This window comes from Parahoeflea olei, assembly GCF_001703635.1.
In the GTDB taxonomy this organism is placed as follows: Bacteria; Pseudomonadota; Alphaproteobacteria; order Rhizobiales; family Rhizobiaceae; genus Hoeflea; species Hoeflea olei.
This window is the reverse complement of the sequence record NZ_LQZT01000003.1, coordinates 29,676-53,906: the sequence shown is the minus strand read 5'-3', so window position 1 is coordinate 53,906 and position 24,231 is coordinate 29,676. Positions and strand designations below refer to the sequence as shown.

Annotated in this window: 31 protein-coding genes and 1 pseudogene; 18 read left to right on the top strand and 14 right to left on the bottom strand. The window is 65.5% G+C overall.

Translation table 11 applies throughout. The annotated features are described in order from the left end of the window. Positions 1-8 precede the first annotated feature (8 nt). The gene (locus AWJ14_RS04190; RefSeq protein ID WP_066175321.1) at positions 9-734 is read left to right on the top strand and encodes a TIGR02117 family protein; all 726 of its coding nucleotides are present in this window, start codon (positions 9-11) and stop codon (positions 732-734) included. On the opposite strand, the gene AWJ14_RS04185 is transcribed toward AWJ14_RS04190, so the two are convergent. Both AWJ14_RS04185 and AWJ14_RS04180 read right to left on the bottom strand, forming a co-directional pair. After that, positions 713-1,891 (bottom strand): FAD-dependent monooxygenase, encoded by a 1,179-nt coding sequence (locus AWJ14_RS04185; RefSeq protein ID WP_066175319.1) that lies wholly within the window; start codon positions 1,889-1,891, stop codon positions 713-715. The genes AWJ14_RS04190 and AWJ14_RS04185 overlap by 22 nt on opposite strands. Positions 1,892-1,924: 33 nt before the next feature. Next, a complete protein-coding gene (locus tag AWJ14_RS04180) occupies positions 1,925-2,170 on the bottom strand; it encodes a zinc-finger domain-containing protein (RefSeq protein ID WP_066175317.1) in 246 nt (81 codons plus the stop codon). Between the two features lie 165 nt (positions 2,171-2,335). Here AWJ14_RS04180 and AWJ14_RS04175 point away from each other — a divergent pair, with 165 nt between their 5' ends. Together AWJ14_RS04175 and AWJ14_RS04170 are read left to right on the top strand one after the other, a co-directional pair. After that, positions 2,336-3,130 carry an alpha/beta fold hydrolase gene (locus tag AWJ14_RS04175; protein WP_066175315.1) on the top strand — a complete coding sequence of 265 codons (795 nt, stop codon included), beginning with the start codon at positions 2,336-2,338 and terminating at the stop codon, positions 3,128-3,130. After that, positions 3,127-4,035, top strand: coding sequence for an alpha/beta fold hydrolase (locus AWJ14_RS04170; protein ID WP_066175313.1), 909 nt, complete (start codon positions 3,127-3,129; stop codon positions 4,033-4,035). The genes AWJ14_RS04175 and AWJ14_RS04170 overlap by 4 nt, the downstream gene beginning before the upstream one ends. Here the strand turns inward: AWJ14_RS04170 and AWJ14_RS04165 are convergent. Next, complete coding sequence (locus AWJ14_RS04165; protein ID WP_342587240.1) at positions 4,022-4,780, bottom strand: enoyl-CoA hydratase-related protein; 759 nt, start codon at positions 4,778-4,780, stop codon at positions 4,022-4,024. The two genes, AWJ14_RS04170 and AWJ14_RS04165, sit on opposite strands and share 14 nt — an antisense overlap. 115 nt (positions 4,781-4,895) lie before the next feature. Here AWJ14_RS04165 and cysE point away from each other — a divergent pair, with 115 nt between their 5' ends. After that, a complete protein-coding gene (cysE, locus tag AWJ14_RS04160; protein WP_066175308.1) occupies positions 4,896-5,720 on the top strand; it encodes a serine O-acetyltransferase in 825 nt (274 codons plus the stop codon). A 124-nt stretch (positions 5,721-5,844) separates the two neighbouring features. Further along, entirely contained in the window at positions 5,845-6,048 is a 204-nt protein-coding gene (locus tag AWJ14_RS04155; RefSeq protein WP_066175306.1) for a DUF3126 family protein, read from the top strand. Here AWJ14_RS04155 and AWJ14_RS04150 read toward each other — a convergent pair. Further along, positions 6,045-6,779 carry a hypothetical protein gene (locus AWJ14_RS04150; protein WP_083220002.1) on the bottom strand — a complete coding sequence of 245 codons (735 nt, stop codon included), beginning with the start codon at positions 6,777-6,779 and terminating at the stop codon, positions 6,045-6,047. The two genes, AWJ14_RS04155 and AWJ14_RS04150, sit on opposite strands and share 4 nt — an antisense overlap. 116 nt (positions 6,780-6,895) lie before the next feature. On the opposite strand from AWJ14_RS04150, the gene AWJ14_RS04145 reads away from it, so the two are divergent. Further along, positions 6,896-7,252, top strand: coding sequence for a DUF6949 family protein (locus tag AWJ14_RS04145; RefSeq protein WP_066175305.1), 357 nt, complete (start codon positions 6,896-6,898; stop codon positions 7,250-7,252). An 89-nt stretch (positions 7,253-7,341) separates the two neighbouring features. Continuing rightward, on the top strand, positions 7,342-7,869 hold the full coding sequence (locus tag AWJ14_RS04140) for a gamma carbonic anhydrase family protein (RefSeq protein WP_066175303.1): 528 nt from the start codon (positions 7,342-7,344) through the stop codon (positions 7,867-7,869). A gap of 219 nt (positions 7,870-8,088) precedes the next feature. Here the strand turns inward: AWJ14_RS04140 and AWJ14_RS04135 are convergent, their stop codons facing one another. The 3 genes from AWJ14_RS04135 to AWJ14_RS04125 all read right to left on the bottom strand — a co-directional run bounded on the left by AWJ14_RS04135 (position 8,089) and on the right by AWJ14_RS04125 (position 10,560). Beyond that, positions 8,089-8,700: a transglutaminase-like cysteine peptidase gene (locus AWJ14_RS04135; protein ID WP_083220001.1), complete on the bottom strand. Its 612-nt coding sequence runs from the start codon at positions 8,698-8,700 to the stop codon at positions 8,089-8,091. A gap of 536 nt (positions 8,701-9,236) precedes the next feature. After that, positions 9,237-9,752 (bottom strand): PilZ domain-containing protein, encoded by a 516-nt coding sequence (locus AWJ14_RS04130; protein ID WP_083220018.1) that lies wholly within the window; start codon positions 9,750-9,752, stop codon positions 9,237-9,239. 178 nt (positions 9,753-9,930) lie between these two features. Continuing rightward, positions 9,931-10,560, bottom strand: coding sequence for a PAS domain-containing protein (locus AWJ14_RS04125; RefSeq protein ID WP_066175299.1), 630 nt, complete (start codon positions 10,558-10,560; stop codon positions 9,931-9,933). 354 nt (positions 10,561-10,914) lie between these two features. On the opposite strand from AWJ14_RS04125, the gene AWJ14_RS04120 reads away from it, so the two are divergent. Beyond that, positions 10,915-11,631, top strand: coding sequence for a rhomboid family intramembrane serine protease (locus tag AWJ14_RS04120; protein WP_066175295.1), 717 nt, complete (start codon positions 10,915-10,917; stop codon positions 11,629-11,631). Between the two features lie 176 nt (positions 11,632-11,807). Further along, positions 11,808-12,236 (top strand): CBS domain-containing protein, encoded by a 429-nt coding sequence (locus tag AWJ14_RS04115; protein ID WP_066175293.1) that lies wholly within the window; start codon positions 11,808-11,810, stop codon positions 12,234-12,236. Between the two features lie 81 nt (positions 12,237-12,317). Here the strand turns inward: AWJ14_RS04115 and AWJ14_RS04110 are convergent, their stop codons facing one another. From AWJ14_RS04110 to folE, 3 genes are all read right to left on the bottom strand, one after another. After that, positions 12,318-13,301, bottom strand: coding sequence for a patatin-like phospholipase family protein (locus AWJ14_RS04110; protein WP_066175289.1), 984 nt, complete (start codon positions 13,299-13,301; stop codon positions 12,318-12,320). Between the two features lie 115 nt (positions 13,302-13,416). Beyond that, on the bottom strand, positions 13,417-13,854 hold the full coding sequence (gene hisI, locus AWJ14_RS04105; RefSeq protein ID WP_066175287.1) for a phosphoribosyl-AMP cyclohydrolase: 438 nt from the start codon (positions 13,852-13,854) through the stop codon (positions 13,417-13,419). A 27-nt stretch (positions 13,855-13,881) separates the two neighbouring features. Next, entirely contained in the window at positions 13,882-14,490 is a 609-nt protein-coding gene (folE, locus tag AWJ14_RS04100) for a GTP cyclohydrolase I FolE (RefSeq protein ID WP_066175285.1), read from the bottom strand. A gap of 386 nt (positions 14,491-14,876) precedes the next feature. On the opposite strand from folE, the gene AWJ14_RS04095 reads away from it, so the two are divergent. The 6 genes from AWJ14_RS04095 (at position 14,877) to thrS (ending at position 18,853) form a co-directional block, all read left to right on the top strand. Further along, complete coding sequence (locus tag AWJ14_RS04095) at positions 14,877-15,326, top strand: iron-sulfur cluster assembly scaffold protein (protein WP_139112523.1); 450 nt, start codon at positions 14,877-14,879, stop codon at positions 15,324-15,326. 13 nt (positions 15,327-15,339) lie between these two features. Further along, positions 15,340-15,630 (top strand): nucleotidyltransferase family protein, encoded by a 291-nt coding sequence (locus AWJ14_RS04090; protein ID WP_066175284.1) that lies wholly within the window; start codon positions 15,340-15,342, stop codon positions 15,628-15,630. Positions 15,631-15,701: 71 nt separating this feature from the next. Next, on the top strand, positions 15,702-15,986 hold the full coding sequence (locus AWJ14_RS04085) for a HepT-like ribonuclease domain-containing protein (RefSeq protein WP_171904814.1): 285 nt from the start codon (positions 15,702-15,704) through the stop codon (positions 15,984-15,986). After that, positions 15,983-16,312, top strand: a complete 330-nt coding sequence (gene yidD, locus AWJ14_RS04080; protein ID WP_066175281.1) for a membrane protein insertion efficiency factor YidD — start codon at positions 15,983-15,985, stop codon at positions 16,310-16,312. The genes AWJ14_RS04085 and yidD overlap by 4 nt, the downstream gene beginning before the upstream one ends. Continuing rightward, positions 16,309-16,725: a DUF2267 domain-containing protein gene (locus AWJ14_RS04075; protein WP_066175279.1), complete on the top strand. Its 417-nt coding sequence runs from the start codon at positions 16,309-16,311 to the stop codon at positions 16,723-16,725. The genes yidD and AWJ14_RS04075 overlap by 4 nt, the downstream gene beginning before the upstream one ends. A gap of 124 nt (positions 16,726-16,849) precedes the next feature. After that, a complete protein-coding gene (gene thrS / locus AWJ14_RS04070; protein WP_066175276.1) occupies positions 16,850-18,853 on the top strand; it encodes a threonine--tRNA ligase in 2,004 nt (667 codons plus the stop codon). 146 nt (positions 18,854-18,999) lie between these two features. Here thrS and AWJ14_RS04065 read toward each other — a convergent pair whose 3' ends face one another. Beyond that, on the bottom strand, positions 19,000-19,926 hold the full coding sequence (locus AWJ14_RS04065; protein WP_066175275.1) for a hypothetical protein: 927 nt from the start codon (positions 19,924-19,926) through the stop codon (positions 19,000-19,002). Positions 19,927-20,020: 94 nt separating this feature from the next. On the opposite strand from AWJ14_RS04065, the gene AWJ14_RS04060 reads away from it, so the two are divergent. Beyond that, a complete protein-coding gene (locus tag AWJ14_RS04060; RefSeq protein ID WP_066175542.1) occupies positions 20,021-20,599 on the top strand; it encodes a nitroreductase family protein in 579 nt (192 codons plus the stop codon). 9 nt (positions 20,600-20,608) lie between these two features. Next, entirely contained in the window at positions 20,609-21,220 is a 612-nt protein-coding gene (locus tag AWJ14_RS04055; RefSeq protein ID WP_066175273.1) for a flavin reductase family protein, read from the top strand. 22 nt (positions 21,221-21,242) lie between these two features. Here AWJ14_RS04055 and AWJ14_RS04050 read toward each other — a convergent pair whose 3' ends face one another. Next, entirely contained in the window at positions 21,243-22,142 is a 900-nt protein-coding gene (locus AWJ14_RS04050) for an HpcH/HpaI aldolase/citrate lyase family protein (RefSeq protein WP_066175540.1), read from the bottom strand. Continuing rightward, positions 22,142-22,597 (bottom strand): MaoC family dehydratase, encoded by a 456-nt coding sequence (locus AWJ14_RS04045; protein ID WP_066175270.1) that lies wholly within the window; start codon positions 22,595-22,597, stop codon positions 22,142-22,144. The genes AWJ14_RS04050 and AWJ14_RS04045 overlap by 1 nt, the downstream gene beginning before the upstream one ends. A gap of 163 nt (positions 22,598-22,760) precedes the next feature. Between AWJ14_RS04045 and AWJ14_RS04040 the strand changes: the two genes are divergently transcribed. Then, the gene (locus AWJ14_RS04040; protein ID WP_066175267.1) at positions 22,761-23,900 is read left to right on the top strand and encodes a DUF2336 domain-containing protein; all 1,140 of its coding nucleotides are present in this window, start codon (positions 22,761-22,763) and stop codon (positions 23,898-23,900) included. Positions 23,901-23,976: 76 nt separating this feature from the next. Here AWJ14_RS04040 and AWJ14_RS22675 read toward each other — a convergent pair. Then, positions 23,977-24,231, bottom strand: a pseudogene (locus AWJ14_RS22675) (DNA topoisomerase IV subunit B); the annotation flags it as partial.

The following is a 24,231-nucleotide window of genomic DNA, read 5'->3' as shown; positions in this document are numbered from 1 at the left end:
CCGGGCGCATGCGAAAGGCCATCGCGACCGCGGCAATCGCATGTCTGGCAATCGCCGTCCTGTTGGGCCTCGGAATCCTGGTTCCGAGGCCTTTTTCGTCCGAAGACGCTCATGCTCCGTTCCGGCAGACCTTCAGCACCACGACCCGGACCGTGCTGATACTGTCCTCCCGGATTCACACCGACATCGCGTTTCCCGCCGATGCGGATGTCATCGGCAGATTCCGCTTCATGGCGCGGGACGGGCTCGATCCGGGCATGCCGGGCGTGGCCCATGTCATTGCCGGCTGGGGCGGGCGCAGTTTCTACATCGAGACCCCGACCTGGGCTGACCTCAAGCCCGGACCCGTCTTCAAGGCGCTCACGCTTGACCGATCGGTGATGCACATGGCGCTCGCCGGGCCCATCGACCGCCGCCATCCGGATGTTATCACGCTGAATCTGCCGCCTGCGGCATTCGACAGGCTGCTTGCCGCGGTGTCGGACAGCTTCATGCGCGGCGCGAATAGGGCCGAGCTTCCGCTCGCCGGTGCGCAATACGGTCCCTATGACAGATTCTACGAGGCGCGCGGATCGTTCAACGCGCTTGTGGGTTGCAATGTCTGGACGGCGCGGATGCTGCGCGCGGCCGGCATAACCACGGGCTGGTGGACGCCGCTGCCGGGTCTGCTGACGGCTGGTCTGGCGCTTCACAACGACAAGGAACTGTTCGTTCAGGTTCCCGGAGCGCGATAGCCGTAGAGCCAATCGAGGTCGCGGGCCAGGCTTTCCGGGCTTCGGATCGCAAGCACCATGTCGCGGGCGATCCGGACCGGGCCCCGGGCGTGATAGGCGAACTTGTTGAAGGCCGCGCGGTTGCGCGCTCGTCCGACGCGCTGCCGCCGGTGCGTTTCATAATTCTTGAGCGCCTCGATCCGCCCGGTCTCGGGCGCATTGGCAAATGCCTGGGCCAACTCGTAGGCATCCTCGATCGCCATGCCTGCGCCCTGCGCTGCAAACGGCGTGGTGGCATGGGCCGCATCGCCGATCAGCATGGTGCCGGCCTCGTCGTACCAGCGGCCGTCGGGCACGCCGAACAGCGGCCACCAGGTCATCTGCGGCGCCTGGCGAAACACCGCCACGATGTCGGGATGCCAGTCGGCAAAGGAATCGAGCAGGCCCAGTCGCTCGGTGGGGGTTTCGCGCTGCGCCCAGGTGCGCCCGGGATCCGTGCCGCGGGTGATCGCGATCACGTTGATCGAGCGGCCGCCATCGACCGGATAGGCCACCATATGCGCATCCGGGCCGAGAAAGGCAGTGACGTTGTGGCGGTCCAGAAGTGCGCCGGCGGCATCCGGCGGCATCATGAAGCGCCAGGCGACGAGGCCCGAAAACCGGGGCGCGTTGGCGCCGGGAATGCAGCGGCGGCTTTGCGACCAGACGCCGTCGGCGCCGATGGTGAGCGCGGGGGCAGGGGCGTCGGGCCGTTCATCCGGCTCGGGCATCCCGGATGCATTCACCCGCTGGCCCAGATGCAGCCGGCAGCTTTTGCTGTCCAGCACCGCCTGCAGCAGGATCGCCTGCAGATCGGCACGGTGCACGACGCCATAGGGCGCGCCCCAGCGTTCGGCCGCGAAGGCACCGCAGGGCACATGGGCGATCTTCTGCAGGGACAGGCCGGACACGAGCTTGACCTGCTCGGGGCGGATGATCACGCGTTCGAGGGCCTCGCCGAGGCCGAGCGCAATCAGGATCCGGCTTGCATTGGGTGAAACCTGAAGCCCGGCGCCAAGCTCGCTGAGTTCTTCGGCCTGCTCGACGATATCGACGTCAAATCCCCTGGCGGCGAAGGCGAGCGCGGCGGTGAGCCCGGCAATGCCTGCGCCGACGATGGAAATGCTCTGGGCAGTCATGAATGGCCTCCCGGTCGGGCCAGGGGGCTCGCCTCAGGCAGCCTGGTATTTCCATGCGCAGCCGGCCGGCACCGTCACGTCGGCATGCAGGCTGGCATTGTAGCGATACAGCGTCGAGCAATAGGGGCAGACTTTTTCGGAATCAGCGCCCATGTCGAGGAAGACATGCGGGTGATCGAAAGGCGGATTTGCCCCCACGCACATGAATTCCTTGACGCCAATCTCGATGCTGGAATGGCCCGCATCGTTCTGGAAATGCGGAATTGAGTGGTCGGACATGGGCAGTCTCCGTCGCGGGAATCCGGTGTTTGGCGCGACCATATACACTGAAATCGCAAAAGTGTAGCGATGAATCTGCCGATTTCGCCGCTTCAACCCGCTTGGCTCTGGCCTTGTTTGCAAGTCGCGCCATTTGGGTTAGTTAGGGCTTGAAGGATACACCGCATGAATCTCGAACAGTTGCAGGCCGGACGCTTTGCCTCCGGCGATATCGAAATCGCCTGGTACGAGGGCGGACATTCTGACGGCGCCCCGGTTCTGCTGATCCACGGCTTTGCCTCCACCGCCCATGTCAACTGGGTGTTCCCGGGCTGGTTCAAGACGCTCGGCGACGCCGGCTATCGGGTGATCGCGCTCGACAATCGCGGCCATGGCCAATCCTCCAAGCCGCATGACCCCGATGCCTATGACCCGGAGTCGATGGCGACGGATGCGGGCGGTCTGCTGGACGAGCTCGGGATCGAATCGGCCCATGTGATGGGTTATTCGATGGGGGCGCGCATCTCCACCTTCCTCGCGCTGGCCCGGCCCGAACGGGTACGGTCGCTGGTGCTGGGCGGGCTCGGCATGGGCATGATCGACGGGGTGGGCGACTGGGATCCGATTGCCGAGGCGCTGCGTGCGCCCTCGCTCGACGACGTCACCGACGAGCGCGGGCGGATGTTCCGCGCCTTCGCCGAACAGACCAAAAGCGACAGGCTGGCGCTCGCGGCCTGCATCAGCACCTCGCGCACCCTGGTCGACCGCGCCGACCTGATGCGGCTGACGATGCCCACGCTGGTCGCCGTCGGGACGCGCGACGACATCGCCGGCTCCGCCGAAGGTCTGGCCGAACTTCTGCCGAACGGCCGGAGTCTCGACATTCCCCGGCGCGACCACATGCTGGCGGTGGGCGACAAGGTGTTCAAGGCGGCGGTGCTCGACTTCTATGCCGAACTCGAAGCGGGAGACCGCGCGTGACCCATGGCAAGACCGCCCTGGCGTTCACGGGCGCTGCCGGCAACCGGCTCACGGCGGACAGGCACGAGCCGGCGGGCGCAGCGCACGGCAATCCCGTCTTGTTGCTTCACGGCGGTGGCCAGACCCGGCATGCCTGGGGCGGCGCGGCGCGACGGATCGCCGATGCCGGACATGCGGCCTTTACCGTCGATCAGCGCGGCCATGGCGACAGCGCCTGGGTCGAGGACGGGGCCTATGCGGCCGAGGACTACGCCCGCGACGCGATCGCGGTCTGCCGCGAGATCGCCCAGCAATGCGGCAAGCCGCCGGTGCTGGTGGGGGCGTCGCTTGGCGGGATTTCCGGGCTGCTTGCCTGCGCGCTCGGTGAGGCGGGGCTGGTTGCCGGTCTGGTGCTGGTCGATATCACGCCGCACATGGATGCCGACGGCGTGGCCAGGATCCAGGGATTCATGGCGGCGAGGATGCGCGAAGGCTTTGCCACGCTCGAGGAAGCCGCCGAGGCGATTGCCGCCTATCTGCCCAACCGGCCTCCGCGCAAGTCGCTTTCCGGGCTTGGCAAGAACCTGCGCAAGGGCGGCGACGGCCGCTACCGCTGGCATTGGGATCCGGCCTTCATCGACGGCCCGCGCACGATCAACACCGATGCCGGCACCATCGAGCAGCGTCTGGCCGACGCCGCGCGCGGGCTTGCCATCCCGGTGCTGCTGGTGCGCGGGCAGCAATCGGAACTGGTGACGGAGGATGCCGTCAGGGCCTTTGGCGAAATGGTGCCGCATGCCGATTTCGTCGATGTGTCGGGTGCAGGCCACATGGTGGCGGGCGACCGCAACGATGCCTTCAACGACGCCGTGCTTGGCTTCCTCGCCAAGCTCGAGGGCAGGGCGCGGGCACTCAGCGCCCGCTAAAGGCGGGCGCCCGCTTTTCCATGAAAGCGCGGCGACCTTCGGCGTAATCCTCGCTGTCGAAGGTCGCGGCGGCGAGCCGGTCCGCCCGGTCGCGCGACTGCGGTGCCGGGCCGGCTGAAATCGCCGCTTTCGAGGCCCGGACCGACAGCGGGGCCGCGGCCGCCATTCTTGCGGCGAGCGCATCCACCTCCGCATCCAGCCTGTCCGCGTCGCTGACTGACAGCAGGCAGCCGCAGGCAAGCGCTTCCGCCGCGGAGAGTTCGCCGGCCGTATACAGCGCCCGGCGTGCCTGCTGGTCGCCGAGCGCGCGCACCAGGTCCTGCACCGCGTCAGGCGGATAGGCGAGCCCGAGCCGGGCGGCGGGAATGGCAAAGCGGGCACTCGTGTCGGCGAGCCTCAGGTCCGCGGCCGCCGCAAGGCCGAAGCCGCCGCCGAAGCAGATGCCGCGGATGGCAGCGATCACCGGAACCGGGCAGGTGCGGATCGCGGCAAAGGCCGCCGAGTTCGCCGTCTCGTAGGCACGCGCGGTGCCGGCGTCCTTGCGCAGGGTTTCAAACTCGCCGATATCGGCGCCGGCGGAAAAATCGCGGCCGCCCGCGCCTTCGATCACGATCACCCGCATCGCGCGGGTTTTGACCAGCCAGGCAATGGCTGCGGGCAGGGCGCGCCACATCGCATCGGTCAACGCATTGCGCTTTTCCGGCCGCGCAATGGTCAGCCGCCCGATGCCCGTGTCCGCTGTCAAGGCAATGATTGCCCCATCCGCGAAAGGTTTTTTGTCGTCCATTTCATCCCGCCATTTGTTTTTTGAGCTTTGTGTCTTATCTTCGGGGGGAATGCAATTCAGCCCGGAGGCGGCAATGGCAGCGAATTCAGGGGTGCGCGTGGGGGAATCTCTCCAGGCGATCGACCCGATCTGGGATTCCATCCGCATGGAAGCCGAGCGCTCGGTGGCACAGGATCCGCTGCTCGCGGCGTTTCTGTACTCGACCGTTCTCAACCAGCCCTCGCTCGAAGAGGCCGTGATTCACCGCGTGTGCGAACGGCTCGACCATCCCGATCTCCAGGCCAATCTGCTCCGGCAGACCTTCCTTGAGATGCTGGCCGACTGGCCCGAATGGGGAGCGGTGCTGCGCGTCGACATCCAGGCCGTCTATGACCGCGATCCCGCCTGCGCGCGCTTCCTCCAGCCGGTGCTCTATTTCAAGGGCTTCCATGCCATCCAGACCCATCGCCTGGCTCACTGGCTGTGGAACCGGGGCCGCGTCGATCTGGCGCTCTATCTGCAGAGCCGGTCCTCGGAAATCTTCCAGACCGACATCAACCCGGCCGCGCGCATCGGCAAGGGCATCTTCCTCGATCACGCCACCGGCCTCGTCGTCGGCATGACCGCGACCATTGGCGACAATGTCTCGATCCTGCAGGGCGTCACGCTGGGCGGCACCGGCAAGGAAAGCGGTGACCGCCACCCGAAGATCCGCGACGGCGTGCTGATCGGGGCCGGCGCCAAGGTGCTCGGCAATATCGAAATCGGCCACTGCAGCCGCATCGCTGCGGGCTCGGTGGTGCTCAAGCCGGTGCCGGCGAACTCGACGGTGGCGGGCGTTCCCGCGCGGGTCGTGGGCACCGCCGGATGCGAAGAGCCGTCGCGCGCCATGGACCAGATGCTCGCCGCCGGTGACTGAAGCGGCGCCCCTCGGCGCCGGACCGGTTTCGGCACGCAAGGTCGGGATAACTCCAACACGGGTTTGATTTAGCCCTCCGTCCGTGCAAAAAGCGCGGACGTCACCAACCGCCGAGGAGAACATTGTGAAACCTGATGAAATCACCAAGCTGGAAGCTTATTTCAAGCGCATTTTCAACCAGGACATGGTGATCAAGGCGCGTCCGCGCAAGGATGACTCGGCCGAGGTCTATCACGGCGACGAATTCCTCGGCATCATCTTCCGCGATGACGAGGATGGCGATCTTTCCTACAATTTCTCGATGGCGATCCTCGACGTCGATCTCTAATCGACCAGCGCCTGCTCCAGCCGGGCGCGCACATCGCGCTCGATCTCGCGCCAGTGCGGCAGCATGTCGATGGAAAACCGGTAGGTGACCGAAAGGTCCTGGCCGATGAAGATGTCGCGCTGGCAACCGGTTCGGGTGTTGAAATCCGGCCCGTTCGATGCCTCCTCCACCAGACAGCGGATGGCATATGGCTGCGCGCCGGCGGTGCGTTCCACATACATCAACTCGTTGGCATAGCCGGCGCCGGGCTTGAGCCGGTAGGAATCGAGCCCGCTCGGACCAGCCACCGGCGCGCCTTGCGTGAGGCGGCGGTAGATCGGCGTGAACCGGCCCGACATGTCGCGCGACATCGTCGCCTGGGCGATGCGGGCGAAGATCAGCCCGTCGGCGGAATGGGTCTGGTTGAAGACTGCGCGGGTCTCTTCGCTGTAACCCTGCATGCCCGGCCAGGAGAAATAGGTGTCCACGGCGATCTGTGCGCCGGAGACGCGCTGGCTCTCGAACCGGATCACATTGGCGGGTAGCCGTAGCGCATCGTTGCCGATGACGATGGCGTGTAGCGTCGTGTCTGCGGTGTTGCCCGCCTGGGAAATGCTTCTGCCCACCAGCCGCCCGGCAAGCGCGATCGCCAGCGTGACCAGGCAGAGCAGCGCCACTACGGCTGTGAGTTTCCAGACGAACCTGGACGACAGCAGCGGCGCCTGATCGAGCGCGGGTGTCGAAGCGGGCAAGCGGTCTCTCATGGTCAACCAGTCGGAGCTCGTGTGCCGGAACGGGTCATCAAGCGGCGGCACGGGACTTGCTTGATGGATCTCTATGCGCAACCTTGCCTCGACATGGTTAACCGATGATTGACATGCCCGATATCCTGACTGCGTTTTCTGCCATGGTGACGGGGTTCGCCACATCCTGGGCCGGTCTGGAGATCGCGCGGCTTGCGGGCTGGCGCGAGCCGGTGCAGGCCGACGCCGGTATCGGGGACGGACTTGGTGCCGGGGGACCGGCCAGGCTGGGCGGGGAACTGGCGCTTGCGGCCATGCTCGGCCCGCGCCTGCTGCTCGCCAACGGCTATCGCAACTGGCGGGAGGGCGCGCTGCCGCTGCCGCTCTATGGGGTGCTTGCGCTCGTGGCCGCCGGCTGGTCGATGTGCTCGGGGGTGCTGGTGCTGGAACTCGCCTTCGCGAGTGGCTTCTTCATGGTTTGACCCCGGCGTGCCTGCCTGTCGGCGCCGGGTTGCGCGCCCGGGCGGCGTTGACTACACCTTGCCGCAGCAACCCAAGGGAGGAACACCGAATGGCACTTTACAGTCTTGATGGCCGGGCGCCGGTCTTGCCGAAGGGATTCTTCTTCGTGGCGGAGAGCGCGCAGGTGATCGGCCATGTGGTGCTGGAGGAGGGCGCCGGCATCTGGTTCGGCGCCGTGCTCCGGGGCGACAACGAACCGATTGTCATCGGTGCGGGCTCGAACATCCAGGAAAACAGCGTGCTGCACACCGATCCGGGTTTTCCGCTGACTGTCGGCAAGGGCTGCACCATCGGCCATGCGGCGATCCTGCACGGCTGCAGCATCGGCGACAACAGCCTGGTGGGCATGGGCGCGACGGTGCTCAACGGCGCGAAGATCGGCGAGAACTGCCTGATCGGCGCCGGTGCGCTGGTGACCGAAGGCAAGGTCATTCCCGACAACTCGCTGGTCGTGGGCGCGCCCGCGCGGGTGGTCAAGACGCTCGATGCGGAGGCCGCCGCGCGGCTCAGGCTTTCGGCGGAGCATTACCTGGCAAACGCCAGGCGCTTTGCCACGGGCCTTGAGCGGATCGACTGAGACGGGCGCCCGTCGGGTTCATCCGGGCTGCCGGTCGCGCGAGCGCCGCAAAAAAAGTGAGCCGATCCCAGGGGACATTGGGATCGGCTCGAGGGCTGGTCGTTGCGGGGAAGCATGGGGGGACTCGACCAGGACCCTTTTCGTGCCGGACGCTGATGGCATCCGGTATTCCGGATCCGGAACCGGCCCCCGCGGCCGTGGTCCCGGACAGTGTCGATGTCAGTTCCCGACGGTACCGACCAGAGGTGCGGAGCCGGGGCCAAGCTTGGTCCAAACGGCGGCGTGTTCCGGGGACTGCCGCTTGACGAAGGTGTAGCCGGTCTCAGACCAGAGCCGCACGTCGCCGCGCATGTTGTCGAGAATGTAATCGCCGTAGTCGGTGCGCACCGTCAGCACCGCGTGGCCGTCGCCATTGGGCTGGAGCACAACCGTGATCAGCAGGTCGCGGGCCGGAAAGCCTTCCTGCATCAGCATGTGACGCTTGAGCAGCACATAGTCCTCGCAGTCACCGACTTCGCGCGGATAGGCCCACAGCTCTTCGACGCCGTAGATGTTCATGTCCGTGTCGGGCCGGATTGCCTGGTTGACCTGGGTGTTGACTTCGAGCAGCTTCGCCCAGCGGTCACGCGTGAGCTGCATCGGGCCACGGTCCTTGCCCAGAGACTGGCATTCTCCCGGATAGCTCTTGCAGAATTCGTAATGGCCGATCGGCGGGTTGGTCTTGCCGGCCGGAACCAGGTTGGCCGGTGCCGCCAAACTTGCGCTCGAAAAGCTGACTGCCAGTCCGAAAACAGCCAGACATTTGCCGATTGCATGGATGTGTGCGTTCATTGTTTTGCTCCCCGTTACGAGGCCACAATGACATCCATGGCTTGCGATCGCGCAAAAAACACCAGTACAAATAAGTATTAACTTGAGTAAAAGCTAAGTCGAATCTTCCGAAAATTACAATAAAACAAGTATAAAATTGTCGGGGTTCGTGCAAGGATTTGCAAACCATGACGGAACGGCCCCGTCCATCGCGCGTACGAGGCCGGGCGGCCCGAAAAAAGGCGCCGGTGCTAGCCTGCGGGGCCTGGGGCAACGGGAGGAGATAAAGGTTGGTCTGGCGCGCGAGCCTGGCTTGAGCATCCGGCTTGCGGCGCCCGGCAATACCGGCCTTGCTTTTGAAGCTGCGAAAGGCGTGCGCTGGTGCCGCCTTGGGTAGGGACAAGTGCTCTCCTTCGACCGCCTGCGGATGGCGTCCGCGACGAAAAAAGCCCCTAACGGCGGTTCATGCCGCGATCCGGAGATCCGGAAGAGGAAGAAGGGGGTGGGCTGTTGCGCAGCCTCAAGGGCCGGGCGGGAGCAATGTCGCCGCGCGCCGGTCAGGCGATCGTGGAGATCGACTCCTCGGGCTGGACCGCGGTGAATTCCAGGGCGATTCCTTCCTGGAAGTGGCGGACCACGCGGCCGCGCATGTTGCCGAGCAGCACCATGGTGCCGAAGGCGGGGCGCACGTCGATTTCGACGGCGGCGCCGGACACCGACAGGTCGATGATGCGGCAGGGATAGCGGCGGCCGTCGTCGAGGCGGATTTCCGACACCGGATTGCTCGGGGCCACACGTTCGTGGCGCCGATCTTCGGGCAGGCCCAGCTCGTGCTTGTTGGCGAGCCAGGTGAGCTGTGCCGAGAGCTTGTCGCGCTTGCGGTCGGTGGCGTTGAGCGCGATCGTGAACGACCGGACCGCAGCCTCCGTGACCCTGCCTTCGATGCGGCCGATATAATCGAGATAGGCGACGATACGTTCGCCGGTTTCGGGGCGGACGCCCGACGAAAACACCGCGTCGAACGGCGACATGGTGTCGACCAGGCAATCGTGTTCGGAGTGATCCGCACGCATGAAACGCCCCTGCACCGAAATCTTGACGCGGCTGTATTGCCGGTCGGGCGCTTCAGGCGGAGCGTAATAGTGAGATGCGGAGTTGAAGGTCAAGGTCCCAGCCCTGTCGATTCCCGGTGTGCTGGGTCATCCTACGCATATCATTGTTAACAACGTGTAAGCATTTGCCTTTGGCGCCTCAATCGCGGCGACCGCCCTCGTGCACCACCAGATGCGCCACTTTCCGTGCCATCGGGCCGCCCTGGGCCGGTGCGGCGGCATGGGGCGTGCCGCCGAGACCGATTTCGGGGCGGTTGGCCAGAAACACCGGCTCGCGCGAGGGGTCGATGAAACGGATTCCGGTGGTCGAAAAGCCTGCGAGGGGATCGCTGCCCACCCAATAGGGGCGCTCGAAAACCGACACCAGCCCGATCAGGCGGTCATGGCGACCGCTGGGACCGGTGATCGGCAGCAGCAGCATCTCCGCCTGGGCCACGCGACCGCCGTTGGACAAGCCGTCGAGCGAAAGCACCGCCGGCGTCGTCTGGGTCGCCACCGCAACGCCCGTGCGCGCGGCGTTGCGGGCGCCGTCGGCCAGCCAGAGCGAACTGAAGGACGAGCCCTTGAGCTCGCGGCCATAGAGCGCGCACAGCGCCGTCCCGGCCAGCCGGAAGGCGAGCCGGTGCTCGGCGTCGAGATCGCAGATGAACACATGCGGCAGCATCTGCCGGATATCGGCGGGCTCGATGTCGGTGCGGTTCGGCGCCGCGCGGGCGCCGCGCTTGGCGGTCCAGTATTCGTAAAGCCCGAGGCTGTGCTTGTGTTTCATTTTCGTTTCTCCGGAGGCCGGAACTTTCAGAACGGGACCCGATTTGCGCCGGGATGGCACAGGCCGGGGCCGCATGGCGGATTCCCTGTTAGCGAAGCGAAAACCATGCCACCGCCGCGGCATTAAGGTTAATCGGGAGTGTCGATTGTCGCCAGTCCCGCGTCATGTCATACACAGGACAGACTTCATGCAGTGTCATGTTTTCAGCACAAATTTGTTCGAGGGGGGCTCGACCAGCCGTTCGCCATGGTGCGGACGGCTTTTTTTTGCCCTTGCGGCGTTGTCAGCGGCGCGTGCGGACACTACTCCTCACGGCCAGCAATCACTTGTCCCTGCAGAGGATGCTCAGGCGCGATGACTTTCCCCCAAGAGCCGACGGATGCCGCACCGGATCAGCCAGGTCACGAGCCGTTCTTCAACATCCCGAACGTCGTTCTGGCGATGCTCCTGGTGATGGTCGCCATCCAGGTGGCCATGGCCTCGCTGCTGCCGGAAAAGGCGGTGCTCGAGATCATCCTGCAGGGGGCCTTCATTCCGCAGCGCTATGCGGTGCCGATCGCGGGGCAGGTGGGACCCTATCTTTGGTCGCCGGTCACCTATTCGCTGCTGCATGGCGGATACCTGCATCTCGCGCTCAACTCGTTCTGGCTCGCGGCTTTCGGTTCGATCGTGGCGCGCCGGATCGGGCCGGTGCGGTTCCTGGTGTTCTGGTTTGCGAGCGCGCTTGCGTCTGCGGCGCTGTTTCTTGCCTTTCACTGGGGCGATATCAGCGTGATGGTCGGCGCTTCCGGCGTGGTCTCGGCGTTGATGGGGGCTGCGGCGCGGTTCGCCTTCGGCGGCCACGGCTTCCGCCGCGACCTGGCCCATCTCAATCCCCGGGCTTCGGTCGCACAATCGCTGCGCAACCGCACGGTCGTGGGCTTTCTTGCGGTCTGGTTCGGCATAAACCTGCTCGCGGCCGGCGGCTTTTCCTTTGGCATCGCCGATTCCGCCATCGCCTGGGAAGCGCATGTCGGCGGCTTCCTGTTCGGCTTCCTCTGCTTCTCGCTGTTCGATCCGCTCGATCCGTGAAGCGCCGCCGCGGATCGCCCCCGCCGCGCAAGGCCCGGTAAGAAACGGTTTCGCTTTGTGAGCCGGGGCGGAAAGCCAGCCGCTTGCAATGCATTTTCTTCCGGCGCACCATGGTTTGCTGTGAAACCGTCGCTTGTCGGCGGTTCGCCCCGGCATTCTTGCGGAAGGAGGACTGCATGACTGTTAAGCAAATCCTGGACGAAAAGGGTCGTGATGTCGTGACCGTGCGCCCGAGCATGGGGACGGAGGAGGCGATCCGGTTTCTGGCGGACAACAAGATCGGTGCGGTGGTGGTGACCGATGGCAGCGGCCGCATCGCCGGCATCCTGTCGGAACGCGACATCGTCCGCGCAGTCGCGGCCCGCGGGGTACAGGCGCTGGCAAGCGAGATTTCCGAAATCATGACTTCGAAAGTGACGACTTGCGGCGAGCAGCACAGCATCAACCAGGTCATGGAACTGATGACCAATGGCCGGTTCCGGCATTTGCCGGTCGAGGAAGGCGGCAAGCTGGTCGGGATCATCTCGATCGGGGACGTGGTGCGTCGACGCATCGAGGACATCGAACGCGAGGCCGAGGACATCAAGGCCTATATCGCAAGCTGAGGTCGCGCCACGCGCGCCACGCGGGCTTTTGGGATCCGACGTCCTGACCCGGCCGGGAGGCGTGCGCCGGAAGCGGTGGGCCTACAGCGGCGCGATCGCCGCCTGCATGCGGGTGATTTCACCGAGCTTGGCGGAGGCTTCCTGGTAGCCTCGGTCGATCGCCTCGCTGGCGCGGTGGAATTCCGACAGGCCGATATCCGCAAGCCGCGGGTGCAGCGACAGATCGGGCGGGTCGCCGGCAAGCCTGGCGCGCGAGATCCGGTCCTGGATGATGTTGAAGGCCTGCACCATGACGGCGGTCATGCCGAGCCGGTTTTCACGCGGCCGCTTGCGGGGCTCTTCAGCCCCTTCCACCGGCGGCGGATCGATGGCGGTGTGCTTGATCACGGCCGAGCGGCCGTAGAGGTCGTAATGCAGGTTGACCGCCACCACCAGCGGCTGTTCATGGGCGCGACAGACCGAGACCGGCACCGGATTGACCAGTGCGCCGTCGAGCAGCGTGCGGTTGTTGCAGCGCACCGGTTCGAAAATGCCCGGCAGCGCATAGGAGGCGCGGATCCCGGTGATCAGCGAGCCGGACGAAATCCAGACTTCGTGCCCGGTGTTGAGTTCGGCCGCGACCGCGACGAAGGTGCGGTCGAGATCCTCGATATTGACGCCGACCAGGTGCTCCTGCATGCGGTCGTTGAGCCGCATGCCGCCGAACAGGCCGCCCCCACCGATCGCGAAATCGAGAAGGCCCGCGATGCGGCGCATCGTGAGGCTGCGTGCGAAGGCTTCAAGCTCGTCGAGCCGGCCTGCGAGATAGCAGCCGCCGACCAGCGCGCCGATCGAGGTGCCGGCAATCATGGAGACGCCGACGCCCGCTTCATCGAGCGCGCGGAGCACGCCGATATGGGCCCATCCGCGCGCCGCTCCACCGCCAAGCGCAAGCGCGATGCGGGGTTTGGGTTTGACGGGTTGGGCGTGCAAGGTGTCCAAGGGCGGATCCACGGGCATGGGAATCGCGTGCGCCGCGACTGCGGCCGGATCGGCGCCGGTACGGTTCATGTTCCAGTTCAGCATCGCTCAGGTCCTTCCCGCTGAACACCCCTCCATACAATGCATGACACCAGCAATCGGTTTCAAATTGGTGAATGCGGACCGGACCTGCCCCAAAATGGTGCAGGCCGGGTCGTTTTCAGCCATAAACGGTGGCGGGATCGAAGCGCGGCGCGGAGTCTGTTTCGAGCCGCGGGCCGCCGTCGCCGGCCACGATCCGGCGGTAGAAGCAGGAGCGGCGGCCGGTGTGGCAGGTGGCGTCGGCGCCGCCCACGCGAACCTTCAGCAGCACCGCATCCTGGTCGCAATCGACGCGGATCTCGTCGACCATCTGCAGGTTGCCGGAGGTCTCGCCCTTCTTCCACAGGCTCTGGCGCGAGCGGCTCCAGTAATGGGCGATGCCGGTCTCGAGGGTCAGCCGCAGCGCCTCGGCGTTCATGTGCGCGAGCATCAGCACCGCGTTGTCGCGGCTGTCGGCGACCACGGCTGTGATCAGCCCGTTGGCATCGAAACGCGGAGTCAGGGCTTCGCCCTCTTCGAGGGCTGCCTTGCCTTCGGCTGCGGGAAACGTCGTCATGGGCGCCCTTTCAGGCAGGGGATGGGATCAGCCGCGGAGCATGGTCATGAACCGGACCTGTTCGTGCGGGTCGGTCTTGAAGGCGCCGGTGAAGGTGGTGGTCATGGTGGTCGACCCCTGCTTCTGGATGCCGCGCATGGCCATGCACATGTGTTCGGCCTCGATCATCACCGCGACACCGCGGGGCCTCAGCGTTTCGTCGATTGCATGGGCGATCTGCGCGGTCAGCGTTTCCTGGGTCTGCAGCCGGCGGCCGAAGATCTCCACCACGCGGGCGATCTTGGACAGGCCCACGACCTTGCCGTCGGGCAGGTAGGCGACATGGGCCTTGCCGATGATCGGCACCATGTGGTGCTCGCAATGCGAGAAGAACGGGATGTCCTTGATCAGCACGATATCGTCATAGCCCGCCACCTCCTCGAAGGTGCGGCCGAGCGCTTCCTCGGCATCCTGGTCATAGCCTGAGAACAATTCCTTGTAGGCCTTGACCACGCGCATCGGCGTGTCGATCAGGCCTTCCCGGGTGGTATCGTCGCCGATCCAGCGCAGCAGCGTGCTGACCGCGGCTTCGGCCTCGGCCTGCGTGGGGCGATTGTCTTCATCCGTGCCGGGCAGGGGGTTCACGATGGCATCCATGGTCGCAGTCTCCGTTGGGTTTTCACCCTTTACGCGTTTCATCTTCGAACGGACCACGCACACAACGGTTTGCGCGGCGATACGCCGCGCGATTGTCCTGCGGGTTCCGGGGCTTTCGGGCCATTCGCCATCCTCCAGGCGCCTTGAGGGCGCTGGCAGGCAGGCGGGGCCGTCCGGCACGGTTTCCCTTTGCGCACTTGGCTGACAAACAGGTTTTGCCGAATGCACGGAACCTACTATATAATGATCGAAACGCGCGCGTCGAGGTGGGACGGCGTCATCTCGTGTCGCTGCCGGCGCCTGCTGACGCGGCCTTGGCAGCGCTCCTGACGCCCTGGCGGCCGGCAAGGTCGCCGGCGGCAATGAAAGACGGAAAGTCCGACGACATGATTGACGACGTGTACAATGCGCGAATCCTCGAATTCGCGGGCAATATTCCCCGGATCGGAACGCTCGAGGACGCCGATGCCGAAGCCTCCGCGCATTCGAAACTGTGCGGCTCGAAGGTCAGGGTCTGGCTCAAGATGGACGGCGACCGGGTTGCCGACTTCGCCCATGACGTCAAGGCCTGCGCGCTGGGGCAGGCCTCGTCGTCGATCATGGCCCGCAACATCATCGGCGCCAGCGCCGCGGAACTGCGCGCGGTGCGCGACCAGATGCGCGCCATGCTGAAGGAAAACGGGCCGGCGCCGGAAGGCCGGTTTGCCGATCTCCAGTTTCTCGAACCGGTGCGCGATTACCGCGCGCGCCACGCTTCCACGCTGCTGACCTTCGACGCCGTCAATGACTGCCTCGACCAGATCGAGGCACGGCGCGCGGGGGAAGACGCGGCCTGAGGAAGCCAAAGCCATGCGACCTTCAGACGCGCTCAAGAGGCATCGCGACGAGGCCAAGGCGATCATCGCACGATATCCGCTTGAAAACCCGCGGATTTTCGGCTCGGCGGCGCGTCAAGACGACACGGAAAGAAGCGACCTCGATATTCTGGTGCGACGGACCGGCGAGATCACCTATTTTGATCTTGCGGCTCTCGAACGCGAACTGGGCGCGCTTCTCGGCGTCAAGGTCGATGTCCGGACCGAGGGCGAGTTTTCGGACGGAAACCTGCGCCTTCTGGCCAGCGATCTCGTGGCCCTATGACCGCACCGGACTTTGGACAACGGACCGCTGTGCTTCGGAGCCGCGAGGTCTGGTGCGCAAAGGTCGAGGCCATGGCGTCCGGGATCGGCTTCGATGCATTCGCGCAAGACGAGATCAGGCAACTGGCGGTCTGCAAGGCCGTTGAGCAGGTGGGCGAGATCGCGGGTCGGCTGCTCTCCAAGTGGCCGGATTTTGCGCGGGACAATCCGGAGATGAGGCTGGCTGACGCCTATGCCATGCGCAACCGGCTCGTGCATGGATACGATCAGGTCGACTTGGGTATCCTCTACCAGACCTCTCGTACGGCCATCCCGGACTTGCGCAGACTGGTTGTTGCCGTTCTGGAGGACTCATGACCAGCCGCAACTACAGCGGCCCTTGGCCGAAAACGCCCGGACGGCTGCTCGGCACCGGTCTTGTGCGGCTCTACCAGCTCACGCTCTCGGGCTTCATCGGCAATTCTTGCCGGCATCTGCCGACCTGCTCGGAATATGGCTATGAAGCGATCGCCCGCCACGGATTGTGGAAGGGCGGATGGCTGGCGCTGTTCCGGGTCGGCCGCTGCGGCCCCGGTGGAACCCACGGCATCGACAATGTGCCCGAAACACTGGATTCACGCCTCGTGTGGTGGGCGCCGTGGCGGTTCGCAAGCGTCTCGCGAGCCAAGAGAGACGCGTCATGACCGTGCCGCAGGAGATCGCGCTGGCTGGGCAACGATTTGATGCGATGTTGGTTGATCTCATGGACCGACTCAATCTCGGCACCCGGCACCAGACCTATGCGGTGCTCTACGGGTTCTTGCGCGTGTTCCGGCAAAGGCTCGATTCGGACCAGGTCCTCGTGTTTGCCGGGGCGCTGCCCGTCATCGTCGGGGCGATGTTTGTCCGGGAATGGGATCCGGATGCGGAACGGCTGCCCTTTGCCGATTCGGATGCCTATGACGCGGAGCTCCGCGCCATTCGCCGGCACCACAATCTCGCCCCGCCCGGTGCGCGGCGGATCATCGCCGCATGCCTGCGCGCCCATATGGACGCGGCCGCCTTCGAGGCCGCATTGGCTCGACTGCCCGGGGAGGCCCGGGCTTTCTGGGAGTAGGCGGACCGGGAGTGGGCGGGTTTGCCTTGCCCGGCCTCCCCAAATGGCGTAAACGCCTCGGCGCACACATACCTAACTCAACCACCCGCGTTCGTAGGCGGGACTGGACCAAGGAGAGACTGTCATGGCGTCAGCCGTTTCCCTCACTTTTCCCGATGGCTCGAAGCGAGACTACCCCGCCGGCACGACCGGCCGCGAGGTCGCCGAGTCGATTTCCAAATCTCTGGCCAAGAAAGCGGTCGCGGTCGCCATCGACGGCGAACTTGCGGACCTGAGCGATCCCGTGCGCGAGGGCGCGCTCGAGATCGTCACCCGCACCGACCCGCGCGCGCTTGAGCTGATCCGGCATGATGCCGCCCACGTGATGGCCGAAGCCGTGCAGGAACTTTATCCGGGCACGCAGGTCACCATCGGTCCCGTGATCGAGAACGGCTTCTATTACGACTTCGCCAAGAACGAGCCGTTCACGCCCGAAGACCTGCCGGTGATCGAAAAGAAGATGAAGGAGATCATCGCCCGCAACCAGGCCTTCACCAAGGAAGTCTGGTCGCGCGACGAAGCCAAGCGCGTGTTCAAGGAGAAGGGCGAGGCTTACAAGGTCGAGCTGATCGAGGCGATTCCCGCCGATCAGGACCTGAAGATCTATCGCCAGGGCGACTGGTTCGACCTGTGCCGCGGCCCGCACATGGCCTCGACCGGCCAGATCGGCACCGCCTTCAAGCTGATGAAGGTCGCGGGCGCCTATTGGCGCGGCGATTCCAACAATCCGATGCTGACCCGCATCTACGGCACCGCCTGGACCGAGCAGGCCGAACTCGACGCCTATCTGACGATGCTCGAGGAGGCCGAAAAGCGCGACCATCGCCGGCTCGGCCGCGAGATGGACCTGTTCCATTTCCAGGACGAGGGGCCGGGCGTGGTGTTCTGGCATTCCAAGGGCTGGCGCATGTTCCAGAACCTGCTCGCCTATATGCGCCGGAGGCTCGAAGGCAGCTATGAAGAGGTCAATGCGCCGCAGGTGCTTGACAAGAGCCTGTGGGAGACCTCGGGTCACTGGGGCTGGTACCAGGAAAACATGTTCGCGGTGAAATCGGCGCATGCCTTCACCCATCCCGACGACGAGGAGGCGGACAACCGCATCTTCGCCTTGAAGCCGATGAACTGCCCGGGCCACGTGCAGATCTTCAAGCACGGGCTCAAATCCTACCGCGACCTGCCGATCCGGCTCGCCGAATTCGGCAATGTCCACCGCTACGAGCCGTCCGGCGCTCTGCACGGGCTGATGCGCGTGCGCGCCTTCACGCAGGACGATGCGCACATCTTCTGCACCGAGGAACAGCTCGAGGCGGAGATCCTGAAGATCAACGATCTGATGATGTCGGTCTACAAGGATTTCGGTTTCGAGGAAGTGGTGGTCAAGCTCGCCACCCGGCCCGAAAAGCGGGTCGGCACCGACGCGATGTGGGACCATGCGGAGGAGATCCTCAAGCGTGCGCTCGAACGCATGGCGCGCGAGGACAGCCGCATCAAGATCGGCATCAACGAGGGCGAGGGCACCTTCTACGGCCCGAAGTTCGAATACACCCTGCGCGATGCCATCGGCCGCGACTGGCAGTGCGGCACCACCCAGGTCGACTTCAACCTGCCCGAACGCTTCGGCGCCTTCTACATCGGCGCGGATTCGGAGAAGAAGCAGCCGGTGATGGTGCACCGGGCGATCTGCGGCTCGCTCGAACGCTTCCTCGGCATCCTGATCGAGAGCCATGGCGGGCACATGCCGATGTGGTTCGCGCCGCTGCAGGTGGTGGTCGCGACCATCACCTCGGAGGCCGACGACTACGGCGCCCGCGTGGCCCAGACGCTGCGCGACGCAGGCCTTCAGGTCGAGACCGATTTCCGCAACGAGAAGATCAACTACAAGGTCCGCGAGCACTCGCTCGCCAAGGTGCCGGTGATCCTCGTCTGCGGCAAGCGCGAGGCCGAGGAAGACACGGTCAACATGCGGCGTCTGGGAAGCCGCGATCAGGTGTCGATGTCGCTTGCCGAAGCGGTCGCGCAACTGGTCGAAGAGGCGACGCCGCCGGACGTGGCGCGCCGCAACGCCGAAAAGGCCGCCCGGGCGGCCTGAGCATTTTCGGCGCGGCCTCGACGATAGGCCGCGCCGGATCCTTCTCTCCATGGGCGCCCGATTGCCCGCCGCCCGTGAAGGGGTGGCGCGCCGGCAGGCAGCCGCGTTTGTGCGCGTGATGTCGTGGACGGGATGTCGCGAGCTGCCTAATTCAGCAACACTTCCACATCGGAATTCTGGCCGGCCTGTACCGTGAACTCGCGTTGCAGCACCTTGCCCTTGTTGCGGGCGATCGCGGTGTATTCGCCCTCGGCGAGAACGATGGTCGGGAAGGCGCCCACGCTTTCCGACACCACGTCGCCGCCCGAGGTCAGGATCGACCAGGCGGTGTCGGCGATGGCCTCGCCGCCGGGTTCGGCCACCAGCTTGAGCGTGAGCTGGGCCGCGCGGTGCTGGATCACGGCTTCGGTGAGTTTGCCGGCCTCGACGCGGATATCCGAGCGGATCACGGCGTTCACCGCGCCGTATTCGGAGACGATGTGGTAGGTGCCGGCATTGAGCCGGACGATGGTGTTGGGCTTGACGTCCTCGACCACAAGCTGCTGTTCGCCGTCGATGCCTTCGTCGGCCTTGTAGATGTTGAAGCGGAGCTGGCTTGCGGGAATGCGCGCATCGATGCCGGAGACCGCATTGAGCACCAGCCCGCCGGCTTCGAGCACCATGTGCTGTGTCTCGATCGGGCCGTCGCGGGGAACCGTGAGCTTCTTGGTCACGCCGGCGCGGCCGAAGGCCACGTGGATGAAATAGTCGCCCGGCTCGAATTCGAAATCGGCCGATCCGCCTTCGGAGGTGGCAAGCAGCGGCAGCTTGCCGTCGGGGCCGGGGATCGGATGGAAAATGCGCCAGGTCAGGCCGTATTTGAGCGGCGCGCCGTTCTCCGTCAGCGTCGCTTCCATGCGCACGGTGCGCCCGTTGGCCGCGTGGGTTGCCTCGTCGGTCGGCGCATATTCGTTCAGTCCGGGCAGCTTGATCGGAGCGTCGTCGGCGGTGCCGAAGGCATCCTGCGCACCAGCAGGCCCGAGTGTCTGCGGCAGCACGAAAAGGGCCAGCAGGAATACCGTCAGTCTGTTCATGCGCTCCGGTCCGGTTGACTTCCGGGATGTGAGAGGCCACTTGAAATCAGCGCCATGGCAAATTCATGGCCGAACCTGAATGCACGAGGAAGCCATGCCGGTCAATGCCGCCCTGAAAGCCTATCTTGAAACCCGCCGTTCCATTCCCGCCTTCCAGATGCAGGAACCCGGCCCCTCGCGGGCGGAGATCGAGGAGATGCTGACGCTGGCGAGCCGCGTGCCCGACCACGGCAAGCTCGCGCCCTGGCGCTTCATCGTCTATCAGGGAGCCGAGCGGGACCGAATCTCGGCGGAACTCGCCAAGGTGGCGATGGCCAACAAGCCGGATCTCGCGGACGACATGATACAGGTCGAAAAGACCCGGCTCACCCGGGCGCCGGTGGTGATCGCGGTGGTTTCTCGGGCTGCGCCCCACGTCAAGATTCCCGAGTGGGAGCAGGTGATGAGTTCCGGCGCGGTGTGCCTCAACCTGCTGATGGCCGCCAATGCGCTCGGTTACGCCTCGAACTGGCTCACCGAATGGTTTGCCTTCGACGAAAGCGTCTATCCGTTGCTCGGTGTCAAGCCGGGCGAGCGGATCTCCGGTTTCATCCATATCGGCACCATGAAGATGCATCCCGGTGACCGGGCGCGGCCCGATCTTGCCGACATCGTCACCTTCTCGGGCGAGTGAGGCAGGGCCGTGTTCTACGAGACCGCGGCCAATGCCCACGGGCTTCCCCATGACCCGTTCAAGGCGATCGTGTCGCCGCGCCCGATCGGCTGGATCGGCACGCGCGGCCGCGACGGCTCGGTCAACCTGGCGCCGTACTCCTATTTCAACGCGATCTCGGATCACCCGAAGACGGTGATGTTCTCGTCCTCGGGGCGCAAGGACAGCCTACGCAATGCCGAGGACACCGGCGTCTTCACCGCGAGCATGGTGACGCGCGATCTCGCCGAGAAAATGAATGCGAGTGCGGTCAACGCGCCCTATGGCGAAAGCGAATTCGCCTATGCCGGGCTCGAAATGGCCGAGGCGCGGCTGATCGATGCGCCGTTCGTTGCCGCAGCCCATGCCGCGCTCGAATGCCGGGTCACCACCATATTCGAGGTCAAGAGCCTTGAGGGCGCACCGAGCGGCTCCTTCGTCGTCATCGGCCAGGTCGTGGGCATCCATATCGACGAACGGGCACTCACCGACGGCCTGCTCGACATGGGTATCGCCACGCCCGTGGGGCGGATGGGCTACATGGATTACAGCGACGGCGCCGAGCCGTTCCAGATGCGTCGTCCGGTCTGGCCGAAGTCCTGACGGGCCCGACGGCCGCGCGCCTTCAGCCGTTTTGGGGCAGGGCGGCGGCATCGAGGCCCGCGCGCCGCGCCACACGTTCGGCCTGCCTGAGATGCGGCCGGTCGATCATCTTGCCGTCGAGCGAAAGCACGCCTGCATCGGGGCCTGCGGCCGCAAACAGCGCCAGGATCCGGACCGCGCGCTCGACATCCTCCCTGGCGGGGGTGAAGGCGGCGTTGATGGTTTCGACCTGGCCGGGATGGATCGCCATCTTGCCCGAAAACCCGTCGCGCACCGCAGCCCGGCATTCCGCCGCAAGCGCATCATTGTCGCGGAAATCTGTAAACACGGTGTCGATCGCCTCGACGCCCGCATCGGCGGCGGCAAGCAGCGTCAGGCTGCGGGCCATCCGGAAGACGTCGGTGTAGCGACCGGTTTCGTCCTTGTTGGAGGCCGCGCCGATGTCGGCCGCCAGATCTTCCGCCCCCCATGCGAGCGCCGAGAGTCGTGCGGACTTCCCCGCAAAGCTGCCGGCCGACAGCAGTCCGCGGGCGGTCTCGGTCATCAGCGCGTGGATGCGGATGGCGCCGTCGGGCAGGCCCGCCTCGGCCTCGTGCACGGCGATCCGCGCGCTCAGGTCCTGCAGGTCGGCGCCGGATCCGGCCTTGGGCAGCAGGATCGCGTCGGGCGCGGCCGCCACCACCGCTGCGAGGTCGTCGTCCGTCAGCCCGGTATCAAGCGCGTTGACACGCACGATCAGGCGCGGGGCAGGGGCCGATCTGTCGGCCTGAGCCAGAAACGCGGTTACCATCTGCCGTGCCTCGGCTTTGCGCGGAACCGCAACCGAATCCTCCAGATCGAGAATCAGCGCATCTGCGCCCGAGCCTGACGCCTTCGCCATCTTGCGGTCCTGGTCTCCGGGAACGAACAGCAGCGAGCGCATCATGGCGCGGGCCTCCGGCGCATCATCGCCTGGCGCACGCAGCGCGCCACCAGCTGGTCGCGCTGGTTGAAGGCCTGGTGCTCCAGTTCGACGATTCCACGGTCAGGCTTCGACTTGGATTCGCGGACCGAGACGATCTTCGTTTCCACCCGCACGGTGTCGCCGTGAAACAGCGGATTGGGGAAGGTGACCTCGGTCATGCCGAGATTGGCGATCGTCGTGCCCACGGTGGTATCGTTGACCGATATCCCGATCATCAGCCCCAGCGTGAACAGCGAATTGACCAGCGGCTGGCCGAACTCGGTCGATTTGCAGAACTCGAAATCGATATGCAGCGGCTGCGGATTGAGCGTCATGTTGGAGAACAACATGTTGTCCATCTCGGTCACGGTGCGCCGGAGCGTGTGGGAAATCACCTCGCCGGGAACGAAGTCCTCGAGATACATGCCGCGCATTCAAACCTCCCCTGTGCTGTGCCGACCGCATTGATGCCGCGTTCGGCAGCGGGGCGCAAGGCTGCGATGCTTCCCGTCGAAGCGTTAACGGGCATGGTGAACCGATCGTAAACCATTTCTCCTTAGGATCGCGGTGCTGGTATCGAGTGGGGTCGGATTTCCTATGATAGTCAAGTCGTTCCTGAAATGGTCGGAAACCGCCAAGACTGCAGATCGGTGCAAGGCCGCGGCGGCCCTGACCCGGGCCTATGCGCTCGGCCACATGGACCAGTCGGAACGTCAGGCGGCCGAGGCGGCGCTGGCGCTGTTGATCGAGGACCCGTCGCCGAAGGTGCGGCTCGCGCTGGCCGAGGGGCTGGCGCAGCTCGATCATGCGCCGCGCGCGATCGTGCTCGGGCTTGCCGCCGACCAGATCGAGGTGGCGGCCCGCGTGATCGCGCTGTCGCCGGTTCTGGCCGACAATGACCTGATCGAGATCGTTGCCGGCGGCCGCCAGGCGCTGCAACAGTTCGTGGCCTGCCGGCGCCCGCTTTCGGTGGCCGTTGCCGCAGCCCTTGCCGAAGTCGGCGAAGCCGGGGCCGTGGCCGACATGCTCGACAATCCCCATGTCAGGATCGCGCGGATCTCGCTGCGCCGGATCGCCGAACGCTTCGGCGACGATTGCGAGCTGCGCGCGCGCCTGTTCGAACGCCCGGATCTGCCCTGCGACGTGCGCCAGGCGCTGGTCGAGCGGCTCGGCGCGGCACTCGCGGGGTCTGATTTCGTCCGTTCGGCGATCGGCGGCAGCCGCGGCCGAAAGATCACGGAAGAGGCCTGCATGAATGCCACGCTGCGGCTCGCCGAAACGGTGGAGGCGCAGGAAATCCCGGCGCTGGTCGAGCATCTGCGGATGTCGGGGCGTCTGACGCCGGCCTTCCTGATCCATGCCTTGTGCGCGGGAAATGTCGATTTCTTCGCCGCGGCCGTGGTGTCGCTTTCGGGCATGGGCGACCAGCGCGTGCGCGGCATCCTGGTCGACGGACGCGAAACCGCCATGCGCGCGCTCTACCGTGCGATCGGCCTGAGTGGGGAGATGGCGCAGGTGTTCGTGTCGGCGACCCTGATCTGGCGTGCGGCCTCGCGCAGCCTCACCGGCATCGATACCGGCCGCGTCACGCAGCAGCTGATCGAGCGCCACGCCTGCGACGCCGAGCGTCATCCGGCGGTGGGCGAGTTGCTGCGGCTGGTCGAGACCCTGCATTTCAACTGGCGCCGCCAGGTCTCGCGCGACTACGCCCAGGCGCTGGCCGCCGAAGCCGCCTGAGCGGCCGGTATCACGTGGGCTTGGCCGCGCGGTACCAGCCGGTGCGGCGGGCAATCGCCGTCATGGGCGGCCCCTCTCAGATATCGAGATTGTCCGCGAATTCCGCGTGTTCCTGGATAAAGCGGAAGCGCGCATCGGCCTTGGTGCCCATCAGGCTGTCGACGGTCTCGCGGGTGGATTCGGGGTCGGTCACGTCCACCGCCACCTTCAACAGCGTCCGGTTCGCCGGATCCATCGTGGTTTCCTTGAGCTGGGACGCCATCATTTCGCCCAGGCCCTTGAAGCGGTTGATCTCGACCTTGCCGCGGCCGGTGAACTCGGTTTCAAGCAG